This is a genomic window from Pygmaiobacter massiliensis (assembly GCF_900199435.1).
Taxonomy (GTDB): Bacteria; Bacillota; Clostridia; order Oscillospirales; family Ruminococcaceae; genus Pygmaiobacter; species Pygmaiobacter massiliensis.
In genome coordinates this window covers 1-16,893 of sequence record NZ_OAML01000003.1, presented here as the reverse complement: position 1 = coordinate 16,893, position 16,893 = coordinate 1, and the positions used below count along the sequence as shown (strand labels likewise).

Annotated in this window: 15 protein-coding genes and 1 tRNA gene; 10 read left to right on the top strand and 6 right to left on the bottom strand. The window is 49.8% G+C overall.

The genetic code is table 11. The annotated features are described in order from the left end of the window. Positions 1-355 precede the first annotated feature (355 nt). Positions 356-781 carry an FMN-binding protein gene (locus C1A11_RS04530; protein WP_102049270.1) on the top strand — a complete coding sequence of 142 codons (426 nt, stop codon included), beginning with the start codon at positions 356-358 and terminating at the stop codon, positions 779-781. Positions 782-955: 174 nt separating this feature from the next. Here C1A11_RS04530 and C1A11_RS04525 read toward each other — a convergent pair whose 3' ends face one another. After that, the gene (locus C1A11_RS04525) at positions 956-1,852 is read right to left on the bottom strand and encodes an aldose 1-epimerase family protein (RefSeq protein WP_102049268.1); all 897 of its coding nucleotides are present in this window, start codon (positions 1,850-1,852) and stop codon (positions 956-958) included. Between the two features lie 266 nt (positions 1,853-2,118). Between C1A11_RS04525 and C1A11_RS04520 the strand changes: the two genes are divergently transcribed. From C1A11_RS04520 to C1A11_RS04510, 3 genes are all read left to right on the top strand, one after another. Beyond that, the gene (locus C1A11_RS04520) at positions 2,119-3,990 is read left to right on the top strand and encodes a glycine betaine ABC transporter substrate-binding protein (protein WP_102049266.1); all 1,872 of its coding nucleotides are present in this window, start codon (positions 2,119-2,121) and stop codon (positions 3,988-3,990) included. A gap of 81 nt (positions 3,991-4,071) precedes the next feature. Then, positions 4,072-5,277, top strand: coding sequence for a quaternary amine ABC transporter ATP-binding protein (locus tag C1A11_RS04515; RefSeq protein WP_102049264.1), 1,206 nt, complete (start codon positions 4,072-4,074; stop codon positions 5,275-5,277). 151 nt (positions 5,278-5,428) lie between these two features. Beyond that, the gene (locus C1A11_RS04510; protein ID WP_102049263.1) at positions 5,429-6,160 is read left to right on the top strand and encodes a hypothetical protein; all 732 of its coding nucleotides are present in this window, start codon (positions 5,429-5,431) and stop codon (positions 6,158-6,160) included. Positions 6,161-6,429: 269 nt separating this feature from the next. Here C1A11_RS04510 and trpS read toward each other — a convergent pair whose 3' ends face one another. Beyond that, positions 6,430-7,419: a tryptophan--tRNA ligase gene (gene trpS / locus C1A11_RS04505; protein WP_102049261.1), complete on the bottom strand. Its 990-nt coding sequence runs from the start codon at positions 7,417-7,419 to the stop codon at positions 6,430-6,432. Between the two features lie 450 nt (positions 7,420-7,869). Next, positions 7,870-7,946 (bottom strand) — tRNA-Arg (locus C1A11_RS04500). A 161-nt stretch (positions 7,947-8,107) separates the two neighbouring features. Between C1A11_RS04500 and C1A11_RS04495 the strand changes: the two genes are divergently transcribed. The 6 genes from C1A11_RS04495 (at position 8,108) to C1A11_RS04465 (ending at position 14,065) form a co-directional block, all read left to right on the top strand. Next, positions 8,108-8,728 (top strand): nuclease-related domain-containing protein, encoded by a 621-nt coding sequence (locus C1A11_RS04495; protein ID WP_102049259.1) that lies wholly within the window; start codon positions 8,108-8,110, stop codon positions 8,726-8,728. A 572-nt stretch (positions 8,729-9,300) separates the two neighbouring features. After that, the gene (locus tag C1A11_RS04485) at positions 9,301-10,227 is read left to right on the top strand and encodes a polysaccharide deacetylase family protein (RefSeq protein WP_102049255.1); all 927 of its coding nucleotides are present in this window, start codon (positions 9,301-9,303) and stop codon (positions 10,225-10,227) included. A 33-nt stretch (positions 10,228-10,260) separates the two neighbouring features. Then, positions 10,261-10,908: a bactofilin family protein gene (locus C1A11_RS04480; RefSeq protein ID WP_102049253.1), complete on the top strand. Its 648-nt coding sequence runs from the start codon at positions 10,261-10,263 to the stop codon at positions 10,906-10,908. 214 nt (positions 10,909-11,122) lie between these two features. Beyond that, the gene (locus tag C1A11_RS04475; protein WP_180950249.1) at positions 11,123-12,490 is read left to right on the top strand and encodes an MATE family efflux transporter; all 1,368 of its coding nucleotides are present in this window, start codon (positions 11,123-11,125) and stop codon (positions 12,488-12,490) included. A 31-nt stretch (positions 12,491-12,521) separates the two neighbouring features. After that, complete coding sequence (locus C1A11_RS04470; RefSeq protein WP_102049250.1) at positions 12,522-13,640, top strand: DUF3810 domain-containing protein; 1,119 nt, start codon at positions 12,522-12,524, stop codon at positions 13,638-13,640. A gap of 200 nt (positions 13,641-13,840) precedes the next feature. Then, positions 13,841-14,065 (top strand): hypothetical protein, encoded by a 225-nt coding sequence (locus C1A11_RS04465; RefSeq protein ID WP_242965836.1) that lies wholly within the window; start codon positions 13,841-13,843, stop codon positions 14,063-14,065. A gap of 64 nt (positions 14,066-14,129) precedes the next feature. Here the strand turns inward: C1A11_RS04465 and udk are convergent, their stop codons facing one another. The 3 genes from udk to C1A11_RS04450 form a co-directional block, all read right to left on the bottom strand. Next, a complete protein-coding gene (gene udk, locus C1A11_RS04460) occupies positions 14,130-14,783 on the bottom strand; it encodes a uridine kinase (protein WP_102049247.1) in 654 nt (217 codons plus the stop codon). 188 nt (positions 14,784-14,971) lie between these two features. Beyond that, entirely contained in the window at positions 14,972-15,652 is a 681-nt protein-coding gene (locus C1A11_RS04455; RefSeq protein WP_102049246.1) for an ECF transporter S component, read from the bottom strand. Positions 15,653-15,787: 135 nt separating this feature from the next. After that, entirely contained in the window at positions 15,788-16,564 is a 777-nt protein-coding gene (locus C1A11_RS04450; protein WP_180950248.1) for a type III pantothenate kinase, read from the bottom strand. Positions 16,565-16,893: the final 329 nt, after the last annotated feature.

Sequence of the window (16,893 nt, the reverse complement as noted above, 5' to 3'; positions counted from 1 at the left end):
AAAGAATTAGATAGTAATATCATGGATTTGATTTGCTTTATTTAATTGAATAGGAAATAAACCGATAAAAATAAAAAAATAACAAAGAATAGGAAAAAGAAGGAAAAAATTATAAAATAAGCGAATTTGCAATGAAACAAAAAGGCATAAAAGAGAAAAGAGAAGAAATAATAATCCATGTTTCGAGTTGCAAAAACTCAAAATCGTATATTTTTAGCTAAGTTCCACATAATACACCTAAAAGTTTCATAACCATGGGCGGTTGACGCAAAACCTAGCAATATAGTATGATATAAACAATCGCCCAACTTGGGGCGGCCCAACAACAAAGATAAAGTAAGGAGAAACAACACACATGAAAAAAGTATTTGCACTTGCGTTGGTATTGGTCCTGGCTCTGAGCCTCGTAGCTTGCGGCGGCAGCAAAATTGCTGACGGCACCTACACTGCTGAAGCAGCAGAAGCATCCCACGGCTGGACCGAGAAACTTACCGTAACCTATAAAGACGGCAAAATCGCCGATGTCGATTTTGATGGCTTCGACGAGACCGGTGCTCGTAAAAGCGAGAAGAGCGCTGAAGAGTATCCGATGACCCCGGCAGCTTCTGAGTGGATTCCTCAGCTTGAGGCAAACATCAAAGCTACCTCTTCCCCGGATAAGGTTGCTGCTGTTGCAGGCGCTACCAACTCTTCCGCAAACGCTAAAAAACTTTATGCAGCCGTACTCGAGGCAGCTAAAGCTGGCAAAACCGAGGTTGTCGTTGTCGACCTCAGCAAATAATTTTTAGTTTGCTATCATCAAAAAACCCGTGCCCTATAAGGCACGGGTTTTTATTTTATCTTTTCTCAAAACTTGCTGTATTTTCGCTTTATGTTCGCTCTGCTGCGGTTGCAGTGAAAAGCCGCGCCAAACCGGCGCGGCTGACTGTGTGGCATAAAAGGTAGAAAAGAAGGATTACTCCTCTTCTGCAAATTTACCGAGGACAGTTACTTCATAGCTGTGGGTGCGGCTTTCGCCCGGCGCCAGTGCAATACTGAAATGCTTTTCTTCAAATACGCCGTTTTCGCCATCCATATCCGGCATGCCGTGCCACGGTTCCAGACAAATAAAGGGGGCGTTTGCAAATTCTTTGCTCCACATTGCAAGCACGGGGAATCCTTCGTATTCCATCCGTACGCCAATGCCGGTTTTCGGATTTTGCAGGGTGATGATGCTGTTCTGCGGCTGCATCAAAAACAGAGTGCCAAGGTCAAACAACGAGTGCTCTACCGCAAATTCGCTCGAGGAATCGAACAACAGCTCTGCCTTGATGGGCTGCGGGGTGGCAGAACAGCTGTAAGGCATCAGCAGCACGCATTCTTTGTCCGGCCAGGAGATTTCAAAATCCTCAAAATTGCCGTCTGCCATAGGGCAGCAAAAACCGGTATGGCCGCCGATGCAGTAGTGCATCGGTACATTGCCGATATTTTCTACACGATAACTTGTAATAAAGCCATGTGTGGTGAGTTTATGAGTGATAAAAAGCGCAAACTCAAACGGATAAGCTGCGCGTGTTTCTTCGTTGGCGCGAGCCACAAAAGTGACATTGTCTTCGCTTTGCTCTGCAATTTCATAATCTAAATGGCGGGCAAAGCCGTGCTGGCTTAATGGGTAGGGCGTACCGCCGATGCGGGTGCTGTTGTTGGCGACAGCGCCCACAATGGGAAAAAGCACGGGGCTGCGGCCGGGCCAGCTGGTCTCGCTGCCGCCCCAAAGCACCTGCCGGCCATCTTCTGCAATGTAAGAAAAAAGCTCTGCGCCGTGGCTGTCTGCCCGCGCGGTAACGCAGCCTTTCGTCAAGGTAATCTCCATATATATAACAAACCTTTCTTTATCAAACTCATCGCGGCCGACGCAAGGGCACGGATGCTGTTGCGGGCTGAACTATTTCGATTATGCCACGGGGACTGTGCCGTTGTCAATCGCGTTTTTTTGCGAAATTAGGCGAGTATAATAAGTTATAAAAAATTTTTTTGTGAAGAATAGGGGAGAACGGTTGACGATAGTGACAACTTGTATTATAATTTAAGTTGTCATTTAAAAAGAAGAGAAATCAAGAAAAAGAAAGGATACTGACCATGAAAAGATGGATTGCATTACTGCTTTGCCTGCTGCTTTGCCTTGGGCTGTTTGCAGGCTGTGGCAGCAAAAAGCAGGATACCATCGTGTTTGCGGATGCAGGCTGGGATTCCAGCAAGTTCCACAACGCGGTAGCGGGTCTGATCGCAGAATCCGTATATGGCTACACCTGGAGTGAGACCACTGGCAGTAGTACCGTACTGCTGGAGGGTATGAAAAAAGGCGAAATTGATGTGTTCATGGAGATGTGGACCGACAATATCGCTTCTTACGATGAAGATATTGCAAACGGCCGCATCCAAGAGATGGGCACAAACTTTGACGATAACATGCAGGGCTTTTATGTGCCCCGCTATGTTATTGAAGGAGACCCCGAGCGCGGCATAGAGCCGATGGCTCCTGAGCTGCGCAACGTTGCAGACCTTGCAAACTACGCCTCGCTGTTTAAAGATGAAGAGCAGCCGAGCAAAGGCCGCATTTATGGGGCCATCCCGGGCTGGGAGATAGATAACGTAATGTATAAGAAATACCAACATTACGGTCTGGATAAAAACTTTGTCTACTTCCGCCCCGGTTCGGACGCATCACTGTCGGCTGCGATTACGAGCGCCTATGAAAAAGGCGAGCCTATCGTTGCTTATTATTGGGAGCCGACCTGGCTGATGGGCAAATATGATTTTGTATTGCTGCAGGATGCCCCATATGACCCTGTTGGCTTTGCAGAGGGTAAAACGGCATGCCCCGCAGTTAACGTCACAATTTCCACCAGCAATGCTTTTGCTGAAAAGAACCCGGAGTTCTGCCAGTTTCTCTCGAAATACCGCACCAGCAGCGCGCTGACGAGTGAAGCACTGGCTTATATGCAGGACACCGGTGCCAACTATGTAGATACCGCAAAGTGGTTCTTGGGTGAACACCCGGAGCTGCTGGAGCAATGGCTTGCACCTGACGATGTAGAAAAGGTGCAGGCGGCCATTAATGGCAACGCTGTGGCAGATAAAAACAACTGGTTCCTCAACTTCCCGTTTACGCTGAATATTGACCTGGAGGCTATCGACAATGCTGTGCGTGATTTCTCTGTGCGCACCAGTGGCTTCTTCGGCAGCATCAAAGCCGGACTTACTGCGCTGATTGGCGGCATCGAGTCGCTGCTCAACCTGCTGCCCTGGTGGCTGCTGCTTGCGCTGGTATTCCTCGGCGGATGGAAACTTTGCGGCAGTGTTCGCACTGGCATTGTATATGCAGTGCTCCTATTTGTGGTAGGCTTGTTTGGTCTATGGAGCCTAATGAACGAAACGCTTGCCATTGTGCTTGCCAGCGTAGTGATTTCGCTATTGCTCGGTCTGCCGATTGGCATTCTGATTTCCTCCAGTCGGCGCGCGAACAATATCATGCGTCCAATTCTTGACACGATGCAGACGATGCCTGTCTTTGTTTATCTGATTCCGGCGATCCTTTTCTTTGGTCTTGGCAAAGCACCGGCAGTTATCGCCACCACTATTTATGCTATCGTGCCGGTTATCCGTCTTACCAGCCACGGCATCCAGCAAGTGGATGCAGAGGTGGTAGAAGCGGCGCGCAGCTTTGGCTCGACCCGTTGGCAGACCCTTTATAAAGTACAGATTCCGCAGGCATTGCCTACCATTATGACAGGCGTAAACCAGACACTGATGATGGCAATGGCAATGGTCGTGACCTGCTCGATGATTGGCGCATCTGGTCTTGGCATGGAAGTGCTCGTCAGCGTTAACCGTATCGAAATCGGCCGCGGTATCATCGCAGGCACAGCGGTAGTAATTGTTGCCATCGTGATGGACCGCATCACCCAGGGGCTTGCAAAGCGCAGTGAGGAAAAGAACAACAGCAACTAGCGCAGCGGCAGCGGCAGCTTAGCCGCTGATCCCCTTACCGGCAAATGCCGGCACGATTTCCAGAAAGGAAGGGTCTGAACGATGGAAACTAAAAATAATATCATTCTGCGGGCAGAGCATGTCTGCAAATTATATGGCGCCAATAAAAATGAGGCCGCAAGGCTGATGGAAGAAGGCGGCGACCGCAATACCGTAAAACAAAAAACCGGCGTTACAGCCGCTATTTGGGATGTAAACTTTGAGGTGCAGCGCGGCGAAATCTTTGTCATCATCGGGCTTTCGGGCAGCGGTAAATCTACCTTTGTACGCTGCCTGAATATGCTCAACCGCCCTACCAGTGGCACTATTCGGTTTGAAAACAGTGATATTGGCAAGCTGAACAAAAAAGAGCTGATGGACTACCGGCGGGATAAAATCTCGATGGTATTCCAGAACTTTGGCCTGATGAGCCACCGCGATGTGCTGGGCAACGTTGCCTATGGGCTCGAGGTCAAAGGCATCTCAACCATTGAGCGTGAGAAAAAAGCGATGGAAATGATCGACATGGTTGGGCTTTCCGGCTGGGAGCATCAGCCGGTGTCGGCGCTTTCCGGCGGTATGCGGCAGCGCGTCGGCATTGCCCGCGCACTCGCCAATGACCCCGAAATTTTGCTGATGGATGAACCGTTTTCTGCGCTGGATCCACTGGTGCGCGCAGACATGCAGTTCGAGCTGATGGGGATTCAGCGCAAGCTGGGTAAGACGATTGTCTTTATTACCCACGACATTAACGAAGCGTTTAAGCTGGGCGACCACGTTGCCATCATGCGGGACGGCCGCGTCATTCAGGTAGACACGCCCGAGCAGATGAGCGCCCACCCAGCGGACGACTATGTGCGGCAGTTTATCGGCAGCGCGGACCGCACCAAGGTGCTCAGCGTACGTCATATCATGGTAACCCCCAGCTGCGTGGTGCGTCTTGGCGAAGGCCCGAATCACGCCATCCACGAGATGCGCCGTGCAGGTGTTTCTTCTGCTTATGTTGTTGGCGACAAGATGAACCTTGCTGGCCTGCTTACCATCGACAGTGCTGTCGAGGCCATTAAGCAGGAGCGGACGATACAGGACATGATGATTACCGAATTGCCGACCACCTCCCCCGACACCCTGATTGGCGATGTGCTGCCGATTGCAGCAGAAGCAAAATTCCCCATCAGCGTTATCGGGGAAGATGGTGCGTTAAAAGGCATCGTCACCAAAGCATCGGTGCTTTCCAGCATGGTAAGCTCACCGAACGAAGAAAACTAACCTTATCTAATCAAACAAAAAACGCACGCCCTTTCAGAGCGTGCGTTTTTTGTTGGCAAAAGCTTTTGTAAACCGAGAGCATCTGCTACAATGAAGGTGGGAAAATACGGCTTACGTGTTGCGGCGACAGCCAAATACAGGAGGACTTACCGTGTTTTTAGAAAAGAATCGAAAAAAAGTAAGGTTAGGATTTTTTCTTTGTGCGATACTTACAGGCGCACTGTTCGGCCGCGTACTTAGCGCTTCTGATACCAGCGCAGGCGCCGCTATAGGACTAACCATACCTGCAATGTGCGGGGTGGTATTTGCCGCTTGTGTGGTTAACTGGCTTTGGTACCGCGCATTTTTAAAAGAAGTAGATAACCTTGCACCAATTTTAAAAGAGCAAAACGATCCTGACCGCTATATTGCAGAGATAACCAAACGGCTGAAGGGAAAAAAATCAGCACAAACAATTGCGTTGCTGCAAATGAAAATAGCCGGTGCTTACTCACAAAAGCGAGAATTTGAGCAAGCACGAGAGTGTTTGGCAAAGGTGCAGCCGCAAAAACTGCACGGGCTGGTGCGTGTGGCATATCAGCTGCAACTCATACAGACACTGCTGGCGCAGCAGGAAACAGAAAGTGCGCTCGCGCTTTTAGAGCAAAACCAGACAGAATTTTTAAAACTGCAAAAAACCGAACTGCTGGGGCCGTCTATTGCGCTGGTGCTGGTTTGGGAACAGGTGCAGCTTGGGGACGCGAAAGCGGCAGAGACGCTTCTTGCAGCGGCACAGGAGCAGTTTAAAACGAACCCCGAAGCAGCGGCGTGTTTAACAGAGGCGCAGGCGTTGTTGCCGCACACGCCTGCAGAAGGCCCCTATAGCCCGGATACCGGCGATTAAGGAGAAGCACAGAGGAAGAGAGGCCCTGGCACGACGAGTGCGACACACAGGCCTTGACGGCGGTGTACGCGATATAGGCATAAAAGCGAGAGGCGGCAGGCAAAAGCGATTTTTTATTTGTCCTAAGCCCACCCATGAAAATAGGATCACGCAAGGCTGCTGAAACAGGTGAAAAAAGAAAACTCCGCAAAGCCCATTGGGTTGCGGAGTTTTTATTTTGTTTTAAAACATAGGAGCGTGGAGTTTGGCTCAAAAGCGGATGCGCTGTATTACAGTGCGATGTGCATTGCCTCTTTGACTTCGCGCATGGTTTCGTTGCCGATGAGATTCGCTTTTGCGCTGCCCGCCATGATAATATCACGCACTTCGCCGAGGTGGCTTTCATAATAAGCACGTTTTTCACGGAACGGGTCCAGCAGGCCGTTGAGTACGGCAGCAAGCTGCTTTTTGCAGGCGACACAGCCGATGCTGGCGCTTTTGCACATCTCGCAGATGTTGGCGTGCTCGGTGGGGTTAAAGATTTCATGGTATTTGCTGACCACGCAAACGTCGGGGTGGCCGGGATCTTTGACCGAGATGCGGGTGGTATCGGTCAGCGCGCGCTTCACCTTTGCTTCAACGGTGGCGGCATCGTCCGAAAGATAGAGTGCGTTGCCCAGGCTTTTGCCCATTTTGGCATTGCCGTCCAAACCTACAAGGCGGCTGCATTTGCTGAGCATCGCCTGCGGTTCGGGCAAAGAGGCACCGTACAGCTCATTGAACCGGCGCACAATTTTGCGGGTCAGCTCCATATGGGGCAGCTGGTCCTCGCCCACCGGCACAAGGTCTGCCTTGCAGAAAGTGATGTCTGCCGACTGGCTGACCGGGTAGCCGAGAAAGCCGAAAGACAGATCGTCATAGCCGTAGGCTTTTGCTTCCGTTTTAATGGTGGGGTTGTGGCGCAGGGTGTTGACCGAAACCAGCAAGGAGTAGAACTCGGTCAGCTCTGCGATGGCGGTAATCTGGCTCTGCTGCAAGATGGTGACTTTTTCAGGATCAAGGCCGACCGAAAGGTTATCGATTGCGACCTGATAGATGCTGTCGTGAATCAGCTCGGGCTTTTCAAAGTGGGTTGTAAGTGCCTGAATATCCGCAAGCAGAATAAAGGTGTCGTAATCGTTTTGCAGTGCAACACGGCTTTGCAGGCTGCCCACGTAATGCCCCAGATGCAGCCGTCCGGTGGTGCGGTCACCGGTGAGAATGCGTTTTTTCTGTTCCATACTATAAATCTCCTCCAGTTTGGTTGTGGCCGCCCGCCGGTCACCGAAAAAATAAAAAAAGCACCCATCCCTGCGGGACAGATGCTGTAAGCTCTGGTTTGCCACCCATAAGTGGTATTACGCATACACGGGATATGCGCCCCGGGGTAACGGTCGGGAGCTGCCGTCAGCGCCTACTGCCCCTGCGGGGGTTCGGGCTGCCCTCTTGAGGCCATTCGCCGTGCGGCGCTGCACCGCCCTTACACTCTCAGCGGCTCGCTTTTGCATCGTACATCACGGTTACTCTTCTCAATCAGCGGTTTTACCTGATAGTTCAAAGTATAGTGCCTTTGAGGCCAAAAGTCAACTGAGCGCCGCGGCAGACAAAACTTTCCACACTGTTATAAAATGCTGGTGAAAGCGAAAGCTGAAACAAAGAAAAAAGGCAAACAACCGAAGTTGTTTGCCTTTTGGTGCGCTGGAAGGGACTCGAACCCCTGACCTACTGGTTCGTAGCCAGTCACTCTATCCAGCTGAGCTACCAGCGCATAAGCATCTCGAAGATGCGAGTATTATAATATCATAGTCTTGGACAAATGTCAAATGTTTTTTGCAAAAAAATCAGAATTTTTTCGCGGCGCGGTATTTGTGTTTCGCATTAAACTTTGTTATAATATTCTACATTATCTATAAATACAAAAGGCGAGGTATGACCAATATGGAAAATGTCATTATGGGTGGCGTAGTGCTGGCCATTGTCTTTGCGCTTATCATGTGGTTCTTTAAGGCTCAGACAGAGGACAACAGCAACAACGAAAACGTGAAAAAACAGCGCGAAGATGACGGCGTAAGCAAAATGCTTGCCGCCCTTGCGCGCTATGCATCACTGCACGATTTCACCCTGATTACCCCCGCGAAAGTCCAAAGCGGCGAAAAATCCACCGATCTGGATGCGCTGCTGGTAACCTATGCAGGCGTTGTCGGTATTAAATGTATCGGCTACAACGGCCAGATTTATGCAAACCCCGGCGATGCAACCTGGCTGCGTGTTGCAGGCGAACAGCGTACCGAGTTTACAAACCCGTTTGACCAGCGTGCCGCCGATGTACGTGTACTGCGTGACGTGCTTGCCAATGCAAAACAGCGCACTGTTAAAATTGAGTGCCTGACTGTTTTCACCTCAAAAGAGGCTTCGCTGGCTGTACCTAAGAGCATGGCAGTGCTGCGCAGCAAGGACCTGACAAGCCTGCTGGGCAAAGAGAAATACCTGGCCGACAACGGTGTGGATAAAACCGCAGTGGTGGAAGCGCTGAAAGCCGCAATGCAGTGAACCCTGCAAATAAAAAAGTAAAAACCCGAAAAGGAAGCAACGGCTCCCTTTTCGGGTTTTCTTTTTATATTATGTTTTGTCTGGCGCAGATGCTTGCGTCGCGGCTGCGGGCGACAGAAGCAAAATGCAAGATTGCCCCACAGGGCTTGTTGTTCCGTTTGCAAAAACAGCCAAGAGGCGTTAAGAACTCTAACCGGGAATGGTTACGCGAAGCAGCAAAGTATGGGGAAAACCAAACGCAATACGCTGTACCCTGCCTTGCCCATAAAAATTGTAAAGCCCCGCAGCGTAGGCTGCAGGGCTTCACGGGGTGTGTTTTGGTGTGAGGAGGAATCATGTACAGAAATTCGGTTGCGGCTTCCGTTTCTGTGACTTTATTATATCGTTTACATACGGCGTTGGTGTTAATAGCTTGTGAATAAAAAATGAATTGTTGTGAACAAAAAATGAATTTATAAAACACAAATTTTTCAATATATTTTAAATATTTAGTCAAAATATTGAAAAAAATGTCGATTTTAATTATAATTATCCTAATAATGGAAGAAAAGCCAGGAAGCGAGTAATCGAATATGAGGATTGGCTCAGTAAAATTCTTTAAAAGATTGATCCTTACAGTGGTTGCACTGATGATTCTTATCCCTGTTTCTATCAGTATTGGTCTGGGGGTAGAAGTGCACCAGCGCGGCCAGGAAATTGGCCGTCTTTCAGGAGAGCTGGAGACTGTTTCGAACGAGCTGCTGGAAACACAGCTTTCGAATGAAAAAATACTCGCGACCAATGAGAAAATTGCACAGGGCCTGCGCCAGGACAGCCCCACTTACCAAAGCCTTTACCCCGATATGTGTGTAGAAGCGCCCGTGCTGTACCGCGATATGCCCAAAACGGTTTATCTTTCTTTTGACGATGGGCCTTCTTCGGTGACAGAGAAAAACCTTGATGTTTTAAAAGAAAAACAGGTGCCGGCCACCTTTTTCGTAACCGGGGCAAACAGTGAAGCGAACCCCGATATTCTCTGCCGTATTGTTGCAGAGGGGCATACGCTTGGGGTACATACTTATTCACACAAGTATGATGACATCTATGCTTCGGTAGAAGCATACCTTGAGGACTTTTATAAAATTTGGAACTATGTTTATGAAACCACGGGAGAGAAGCCGACGGTATTTCGCTTTGCAGGGGGCAGTATTAATACCTATAACCGCGGCATTTACCAAGACATTGTAGCAGAAATGCTGCGCCGCGGGTTTACCTATTATGATTGGAATGTCAGCAGCGGCGATGCTTCAAAAAGTAGCACTGCTCCTCAGATTTTGCACAATGTAATTGACCATATCGAGCGCCACGACAGTGCCATTGTGCTGATGCACGACCGCGAAGACAATACACTGACCAGCAGCGTTTTGGCGGAAATGATAGATTCTATTTCGGCAAGTGGATACCGCTTTAGCCGACTAAGAAACGATATTCGACCTGTTACTTTTGCTTACGGCTATTGACGTGGCATAGATTTTGAGGAGGAAAAAGGGCTTATGGGTGCAAAGGATAATTTTTCTCAGGCAATGAAAGAACTACTGAACCCGATGGGAGAACCCGAAACAATCGAGAACGAAAAAGAGGCAGTACAGGCGCCCGTAGTGGAACGCCCGGTACGGGAAAGCATGCCGCTGCCGGAATCCCCGCGGCCGGTGCAAAGCCCGGTAAGCCTGCGTACTACAATGACCACCATTGCGGAGGATGCTGTGATTGTAGGCGACTTGCATACTCGCGGCGATGCCAACCTGCTCGGCAACGTTAAGGGCAGTGTGTCGGTTGCGGGCGATGCAGAGGTTTCTGGGCGCGTTGTCGGCAATGTACAGGCAAGCAACCTTGTGCTTTTGGGCAGTGCGATTAAAGGCGATGTGCAGAGCAGAGGCCAGCTGACAGTGGATGAGGATGCCTTAATTTTGGGCAATGTCCGCGCAATGGATATTGACCTGAGCGGCCGTGTACGGGGCGATTTGAATGCTACCGGAAACACGCGGCTGAATGCCAGCGCAGTTGTGGTGGGCAATATTTACTCGGGCACCATTAAGATGGAGAACGGCGCGCGCGTACAGGGCGAGCTGCACATTACCAAACTTGAGCAGGCGGAAACCGCATTCAAGGATGCTGATTTTGACATCTCTTTGGATTTCTAACAAAGCTTTACAGCGCAAAAGCGAGAGCAAGCCGCTCTCGCTTTTTTCTATCTATAGCTGCTGCGCAGGAAAAAGAAAAAAATAATGCAGTATCGCTTTTCGGCACAGTAGTGTTGTGCTACAATAAAGTATTATGACATAACGCCCCGCGGTGGCGTAAACCAAGCAAGCGAGTATGCAGCAAAGGCGGCATACTCACAAACGGGAGGATTTTGTGGAGCGGATCAAAAACAATTTTTTACTGGAGAAGAATTTTTTTAAAACGGTGTTTGCTATTGTGCTGCCCATTGCAGCACAAAATGTAATCAGCTTTGGTGTTAACGTGATGGACAGCGTGATGCTGGGCAGCCTTGGCGACGTTGCTATTTCTGCGGCAAACTTAGGCGGGCAGCCGTTTTTTCTGTTAATGGGGTTTGGCTTTGGGCTTTCTTCGGGCGGCAGCGTGTTGATTGCACAGTATTGGGGCAAAAAAGACATGGCGCGTATTCGTAAGGTCATGAGCCTTTCGATGAAATTTGTGTTTGTGATGGCAGTGTTGTTTACGCTGGTATGCACACTGATGCCATCAGCGGTAATGAGACTGTTTACGCCCGACCTCGAGATTGTTACAGCGGCTGCTTCTTATCTACAGCTTGCGGCACTGGCATATTTGCCTTATAGCATCTCGAACAACTATATTATGAGCCTGCGCGCCGTAGAGCAGGTGAAGATCTCGGCTGCGATTTATGGTGTCAGCTTTTTTGTAAACGTATTTTTCAACTATGGGTTTATCTTTGGCAAATTTGGCTTCCCCGCGCTGGGTGTGCGCGGTGCTGCGGTGGGCACAGTACTTGCCCGTTGCACCGAGCTGCTGCTTGCCCTTTTGTATATGTATTTCGGCGAAAAGCGCGTGCACTTCCGGCTACGGCACGTAATGGAATTTGACAAAGAACTGTTGCCCGATTATATTCGCCACAGCTTACCTGTGGTTGGCAACGAGCTGCTTTGGAGTTTTGGCGTTACGGTAATCAGTGCTATTTTAGGGCATCTCGGCAGCGTGTATGTGACGGCGAACAGCATTGCTTCTGTCGCAAACCAGCTGGCATTGGTGTTTGTTGCCGGGGTTGCAAACGCCGCAGCGGTACTTACCGGTAAAACCATCGGCGAAGGCAACCGCGAACGCACCCGCAAGGTTGCAAATACACTGCTTTTTATGGCGGTGTGCATTGGATGCATCAGCTGTGTGCTCTTGCTACTGGGCCGGGCACCGTTTCTTTCGCTTTACAAGGTCAGCCAGCAGGCTTACGACGCGGCCTGGCATATCCTCACCGTGGTGGCGCTGGTACAGCTTTGCGCCGGGTATGAAATCACCTGCGTGGTGGGCGTGCTGCGCGGTGGTGGGGATACGCGCACTTCGTTCATCATCGATTGCGGCTGCCAGTGGCTGATTGGCATTCCGCTGGCACTTTTTGCGGGTTTTGTGATGGGATGGCCTGCACATCTCGTATATCTGTGCATGAGAATGGAGTCGCCTGCAAAAGCGATTTGCTGTGCGCTGCGTATTCACAGTGGCAAATGGGTACGCAAGGTGACACTCGACTAAACTGGCGGTTGCCGGAAAGGACACTTGGGACTTGAAAAAACGTATCCTCTCCCCTGTTTTGCACTGGTGGAGATTTTGCCCAGCGCTACACACGGTAAGCGCCGTGTCGCTGGGGGTGCTCTGTGCTTTTTGGATAGTGCGCCGCCACCCTAAGATGGTGGAATGGTTGTTGCAGCATTTCGTAACTCCCCTGCAGCGTGGCATTTCAGGTTTCTGCGCTCATCTGCCCTTTTCGGTGGCAGAGCTGACCTGGGTACTGCTAGCAGTTGCTGTTTTTGCAGGGCTGGTTTGGTTTGGCGTAGGTCTGTTTCGTGCGCAGGACCGCTGGTTGCTCTGCTACCGCGCCTTTGCAGCTGCGGCTGCGATGATACTCGCAATCTATGCGGGCTTTTGCCTGCTTTGGGGCGTTTATTACTACAGTACCTCGTTTGAGGAAAAAAGCGGCTTAAAGGCACAGCCAGTTTCGGCACAGCAGCTTTATAATGCTACGGCGTACTTTATCGATGGGATGAATCGCACGGCACAGGCTGTTCCCCGCGATGCCAATGGATGTGCTGATTTTGATACAGCGGGGTTGCTTACGGCGAGCGATAGCATTTATGAAAAGCTGACGGAGGAATATCCGTTTCTCGCAGCGCCCGTGCGTCGGCCCAAGCCGGTATTTGTCTCTCGTGCGTTGAGTGCATTTCACTTTACCGGCTTTTTCTTTCCCTTTACCGGAGAAGCCAATATTAATACAGATTTTCCCGATGCGCTGCGCCCGGCGGTCATTGCGCACGAGATGGCACATCAGCGTGCCATTGCCCCGGAGCAGGAGGCCAACTTTGTTGGCATACAAGCGGCAATTACCAGTGGAAATCCTATCTACGCCTATTCCGGCTATTTACAGGGATATATTTACCTTGCCAATGCATTGCTGCAAGCAGACCCGGATGGTTGGCAACAGCTGATGCCGACCATCTGTGCCGAGGCAAATGCCGACTTGATAGCGAATAACACCTATTGGGCAAAATACAGCACGCCTGTTTCAGAAACAGCGCAGAATGTCTATGACGGCTTTTTAAAAAGCTATGACCAGCCGCTAGGCCGCAAGAGTTATGGGGCCTGTATCGACCTGCTCTGTGCGTATTATTTCCCCGAAAATGCTTAGCCTGTGGGCACGGAAGCACCCGGCGAAAAAACAAATAAAAAGCAGCGGCAGACGAAATCTACCGCTGCTTTGTTTTTACTGTAAGTTTGCCATGAGAAAAGGCAAGTGATATACTGGCGAAAGAAGTTATCCCCGTTTTTAATGCAGCAGAAAGAAGATGAATTTTGGAGGGCCTGACGATGCGGAAGAGAATAGACAGTATGTTAAACCTTTTAATTGGTAGTACTCTTGGTGTTTTTATTGGGAAGAGTACCTATGACTTTTGGGATTACAAATCGCATCCGATGATTTACGAGATTCAGTCTGCCCCATGGTATACTGCCATATTACTTTATGGCGCAGTGTGCGCGTTCATTTTGCTGGTGGCAGTGATTGCAAAATTTATTTTAAAAAGGAAACAAAAGCATCAATGCTGTGATGAATAAAAGGGATTGATGAAAATAAAAAAGCCTTGAATCGACGTTTTGTCAGTTCAAGGCTTTTGCTGTTTTATAACTCCGCGTCGATTTTAAGGGGCTCCTGAGAAGGTTTACCATCAATATGGCTAGTTACCCGCTGAATAATCATATCCAGCGCTACGAGGTTTCTGCCGCCTTCCAGCACAATGATATCGGCAGCGCGCTTGCTCGGCTCGACAAACTGCTCATGCATTGGCTTAACGGTGGTAAGATACTGCTCGACGACCGAATCAAGGCTGCGGCCACGCTTTTTGACGTCGCGCATAATCCGGCGTAAAATTCTAACATCCGCGTCGGTATCTACAAAAATCTTAATGTCCATCAAACTGCGCAGTTCGCAGTTTTGGAAAATCAGAATCCCCTCCACGATAATGACTTTGGCGGGGCGTACCTCTATGGTTTCGGCAGAACGGTTATGGATTGTGTAATCATACACCGGACAATGAATCGCCTTCCCGGCTTTGAGGGCAAGCAGATGCTCGGTCATCAGATCGGTGTCAAAAGCATCTGGATGGTCGTAGTTGAGCAGGCAGCGCTCTTCATAGGGCATCTCATCGTGGCGTTTGTAGTAGTTGTCGTGGTAAATCACGCTTACGTCATCGCCAAAATGCTCTTTCAAGCGGTTGGTTAAAGTGGTTTTGCCGCTTCCGGTACCTCCTGCTATGCCAATCACCATTACGTCCATAAGCAAATCCTCCGGTGGTAGTTTGTTTTATCTTATTTATTATAAGCCCAAAAACTCGACAAAACAACTGCAATCTCTTGCCAAACAAGAAAAGAGAGCCGCCCCGCAGGGCAGCTCTCTAAATAATAAGCAAGCAGGCACGCGGTGCACAAGTTGCACCATGAGCAGTTTCTGCTTTTTGCAGGATATTAGAGTTCAGGTTTCTGCTCGGGTGCCACAGTGTTTTCCGAAGCGGATTCAGCCACAGGCTTTGCTGCCGTGTTGCGATAGAGCACCGGGTAAAGGGCGCGGCACAAAATGCCGGAGATGAGCCAGCAGACAGCGGCTTCTACCAGGCCTTGCAGGCCGACAAACAGCGCCACAAAGGAAAACGGGTTGGTCGCGCCGAGCACATTTACGATGTTCTGGATGTAATCGGTCTGGTAAAAACAAAGCACCAGACTGGTCATAAAGAACAGCGTATTGAAAAGCGGGGTGACCAAAGAGGTCAGAGCGAACGAAAACTCACGCGGTTTTTCTTTTGCGCCCAGGTTGCTGGCCTGGAACACGACGCCGCCGAGCCAGCCGGCAAGGATGCGCGGCCCAACGCAGACAAGAAAAGTAAAGAATGGGTTAATTGACAGCAATGCTGCGCCAAATGGGCTGGTTCCGAAACAGGTGGAGAAGCTCGTCAGGCCGAATACACCGCCCAGAATGGCGCCTGCGGCAGGTCCCAGCAAAATAGCGCCAATGGTCACCGGAACCATTAAGAAAGTAATCTCAAGACCGGCAGGCTTCATGTAGCCAAGCGGGGTGTAGGCGAAGATTAGCTCTACTGCAATCAGCAGGCCAAGCTGCACCAGGCGAAGGGTTTTCGTGCTTTTTTTCATTTCAAATTCCTCCTTGCTGCTGTTCTGCCCTCAGACAATAGGTTGCCCCAACAGATACAGCGCAAACATGATTTACGGGCAATGCCCGCCGGGGTGAAATGCCCCGTGGTATGCAGGCCTCTGGCAAAACAGAGGTTACACCGATTTGGTATTGCGGCGGTAGAGCGCGGCAAGCCCGTCGCAGATAAGGTTTGGCTCGCAAATAATCTCATGATGGCATTGGCTGGCAATCTGGCGAGAGAAGTCCCCTGTCGCGACCACAGTAGGCTTTGCGCCCAGCAATACGGCAAAGCGCTCAATCAGCCCGTCCAGCATGCAGGCGTTGCCGAGGATAAGCCCGGCCTCCATACTGGCCACCGTGTTGGTGCCTGCGATGGTGGTGGGGATGTGTTCGAGATCTATCTGCGGAAGCTGTGCTGCATGGGTCGTGAGTGCTTCCAGAGAAAGCCGAATACCCGGAGAAATGCAGCAGCCGATGACGGCGCCGTCTTTATCGATGCCCATAGCAGAGATGGCAGTGTCAAAATTAATCACCACATTCGGTGCCGGGAATTTTGCGCGCACTGCAGCGGCACAAGCTACAAGATCTGCTCCAAGTTGGGCAGGATTATCTATTTTAATATTCAGGCCGGTTTTCAGTCCCGGGCCGACAGTGAGGATGCGCACCTTGTGTAAAAGTAAAATGGCATCTTTTAAACTGCTGGTAAGTGCAGGAGCAACACAGCTGATAATAGCGCCGGTCAAATCCTCACAAGAGACTCCGTAGAGAGAAAGAACGTTCTTTAACTGAATCGCATATTCATCTGCGGTCTTCATAGGGTCGGTGCGTAGCTGAGAGCGAAACAGCATTTTATTGTTTTGGTATACAGCGAGCAACATATTAAAGTTACCGATATTAACGGTAAGCAGCATTGCAAAAACCACCTTTCTCTCCCCCATCAGGGCGGGCAAGTCATATGATACACCAGGTAAGAGAAAAGCGCAAGGGTGAAACATGCAAGGAAATGGAAGAGATTCTGTATGCTTAATATAGTATTTATTATATATATTACATTATATAAACCCAGAAAAAAGGCACTTGAAACGCTGTCAGAAAAGAAATCAAAAAAACTTCAAAAAACTTGAAAAAAGGTGTTGACTTTAAGATGGTGGCATGGTATTATATATGAGCTGCTCCGGTGAGCGGCTGACACGAAAGGCGAGCGGGCCTGGAGGAAAAACGAAGTAAAGAAACGAGCCTA

Coding starts and splice junctions, on each gene's coding strand:
- C1A11_RS04530 (WP_102049270.1), top strand. CDS start 356: ATGAAAAAAGTATTTGCACTTGCGTTGGTATTGGTCCTGGCTCTGAGC.
- C1A11_RS04450 (WP_180950248.1), bottom strand. CDS start 16,564: ATGCTGCTTACCGTTAATATCGGTAACTTTAATATGTTGCTCGCTGTA.
- udk (WP_102049247.1), bottom strand. CDS start 14,783: ATGGACGTAATGGTGATTGGCATAGCAGGAGGTACCGGAAGCGGCAAA.
- C1A11_RS04495 (WP_102049259.1), top strand. CDS start 8,108: ATGACCAATATGGAAAATGTCATTATGGGTGGCGTAGTGCTGGCCATT.
- C1A11_RS04520 (WP_102049266.1), top strand. CDS start 2,119: ATGAAAAGATGGATTGCATTACTGCTTTGCCTGCTGCTTTGCCTTGGG.
- C1A11_RS04480 (WP_102049253.1), top strand. CDS start 10,261: ATGGGTGCAAAGGATAATTTTTCTCAGGCAATGAAAGAACTACTGAAC.
- trpS (WP_102049261.1), bottom strand. CDS start 7,419: ATGGAACAGAAAAAACGCATTCTCACCGGTGACCGCACCACCGGACGG.
- C1A11_RS04465 (WP_242965836.1), top strand. CDS start 13,841: ATGTTAAACCTTTTAATTGGTAGTACTCTTGGTGTTTTTATTGGGAAG.
- C1A11_RS04515 (WP_102049264.1), top strand. CDS start 4,072: ATGGAAACTAAAAATAATATCATTCTGCGGGCAGAGCATGTCTGCAAA.
- C1A11_RS04525 (WP_102049268.1), bottom strand. CDS start 1,852: ATGGAGATTACCTTGACGAAAGGCTGCGTTACCGCGCGGGCAGACAGC.
- C1A11_RS04485 (WP_102049255.1), top strand. CDS start 9,301: ATGAGGATTGGCTCAGTAAAATTCTTTAAAAGATTGATCCTTACAGTG.
- C1A11_RS04455 (WP_102049246.1), bottom strand. CDS start 15,652: ATGAAAAAAAGCACGAAAACCCTTCGCCTGGTGCAGCTTGGCCTGCTG.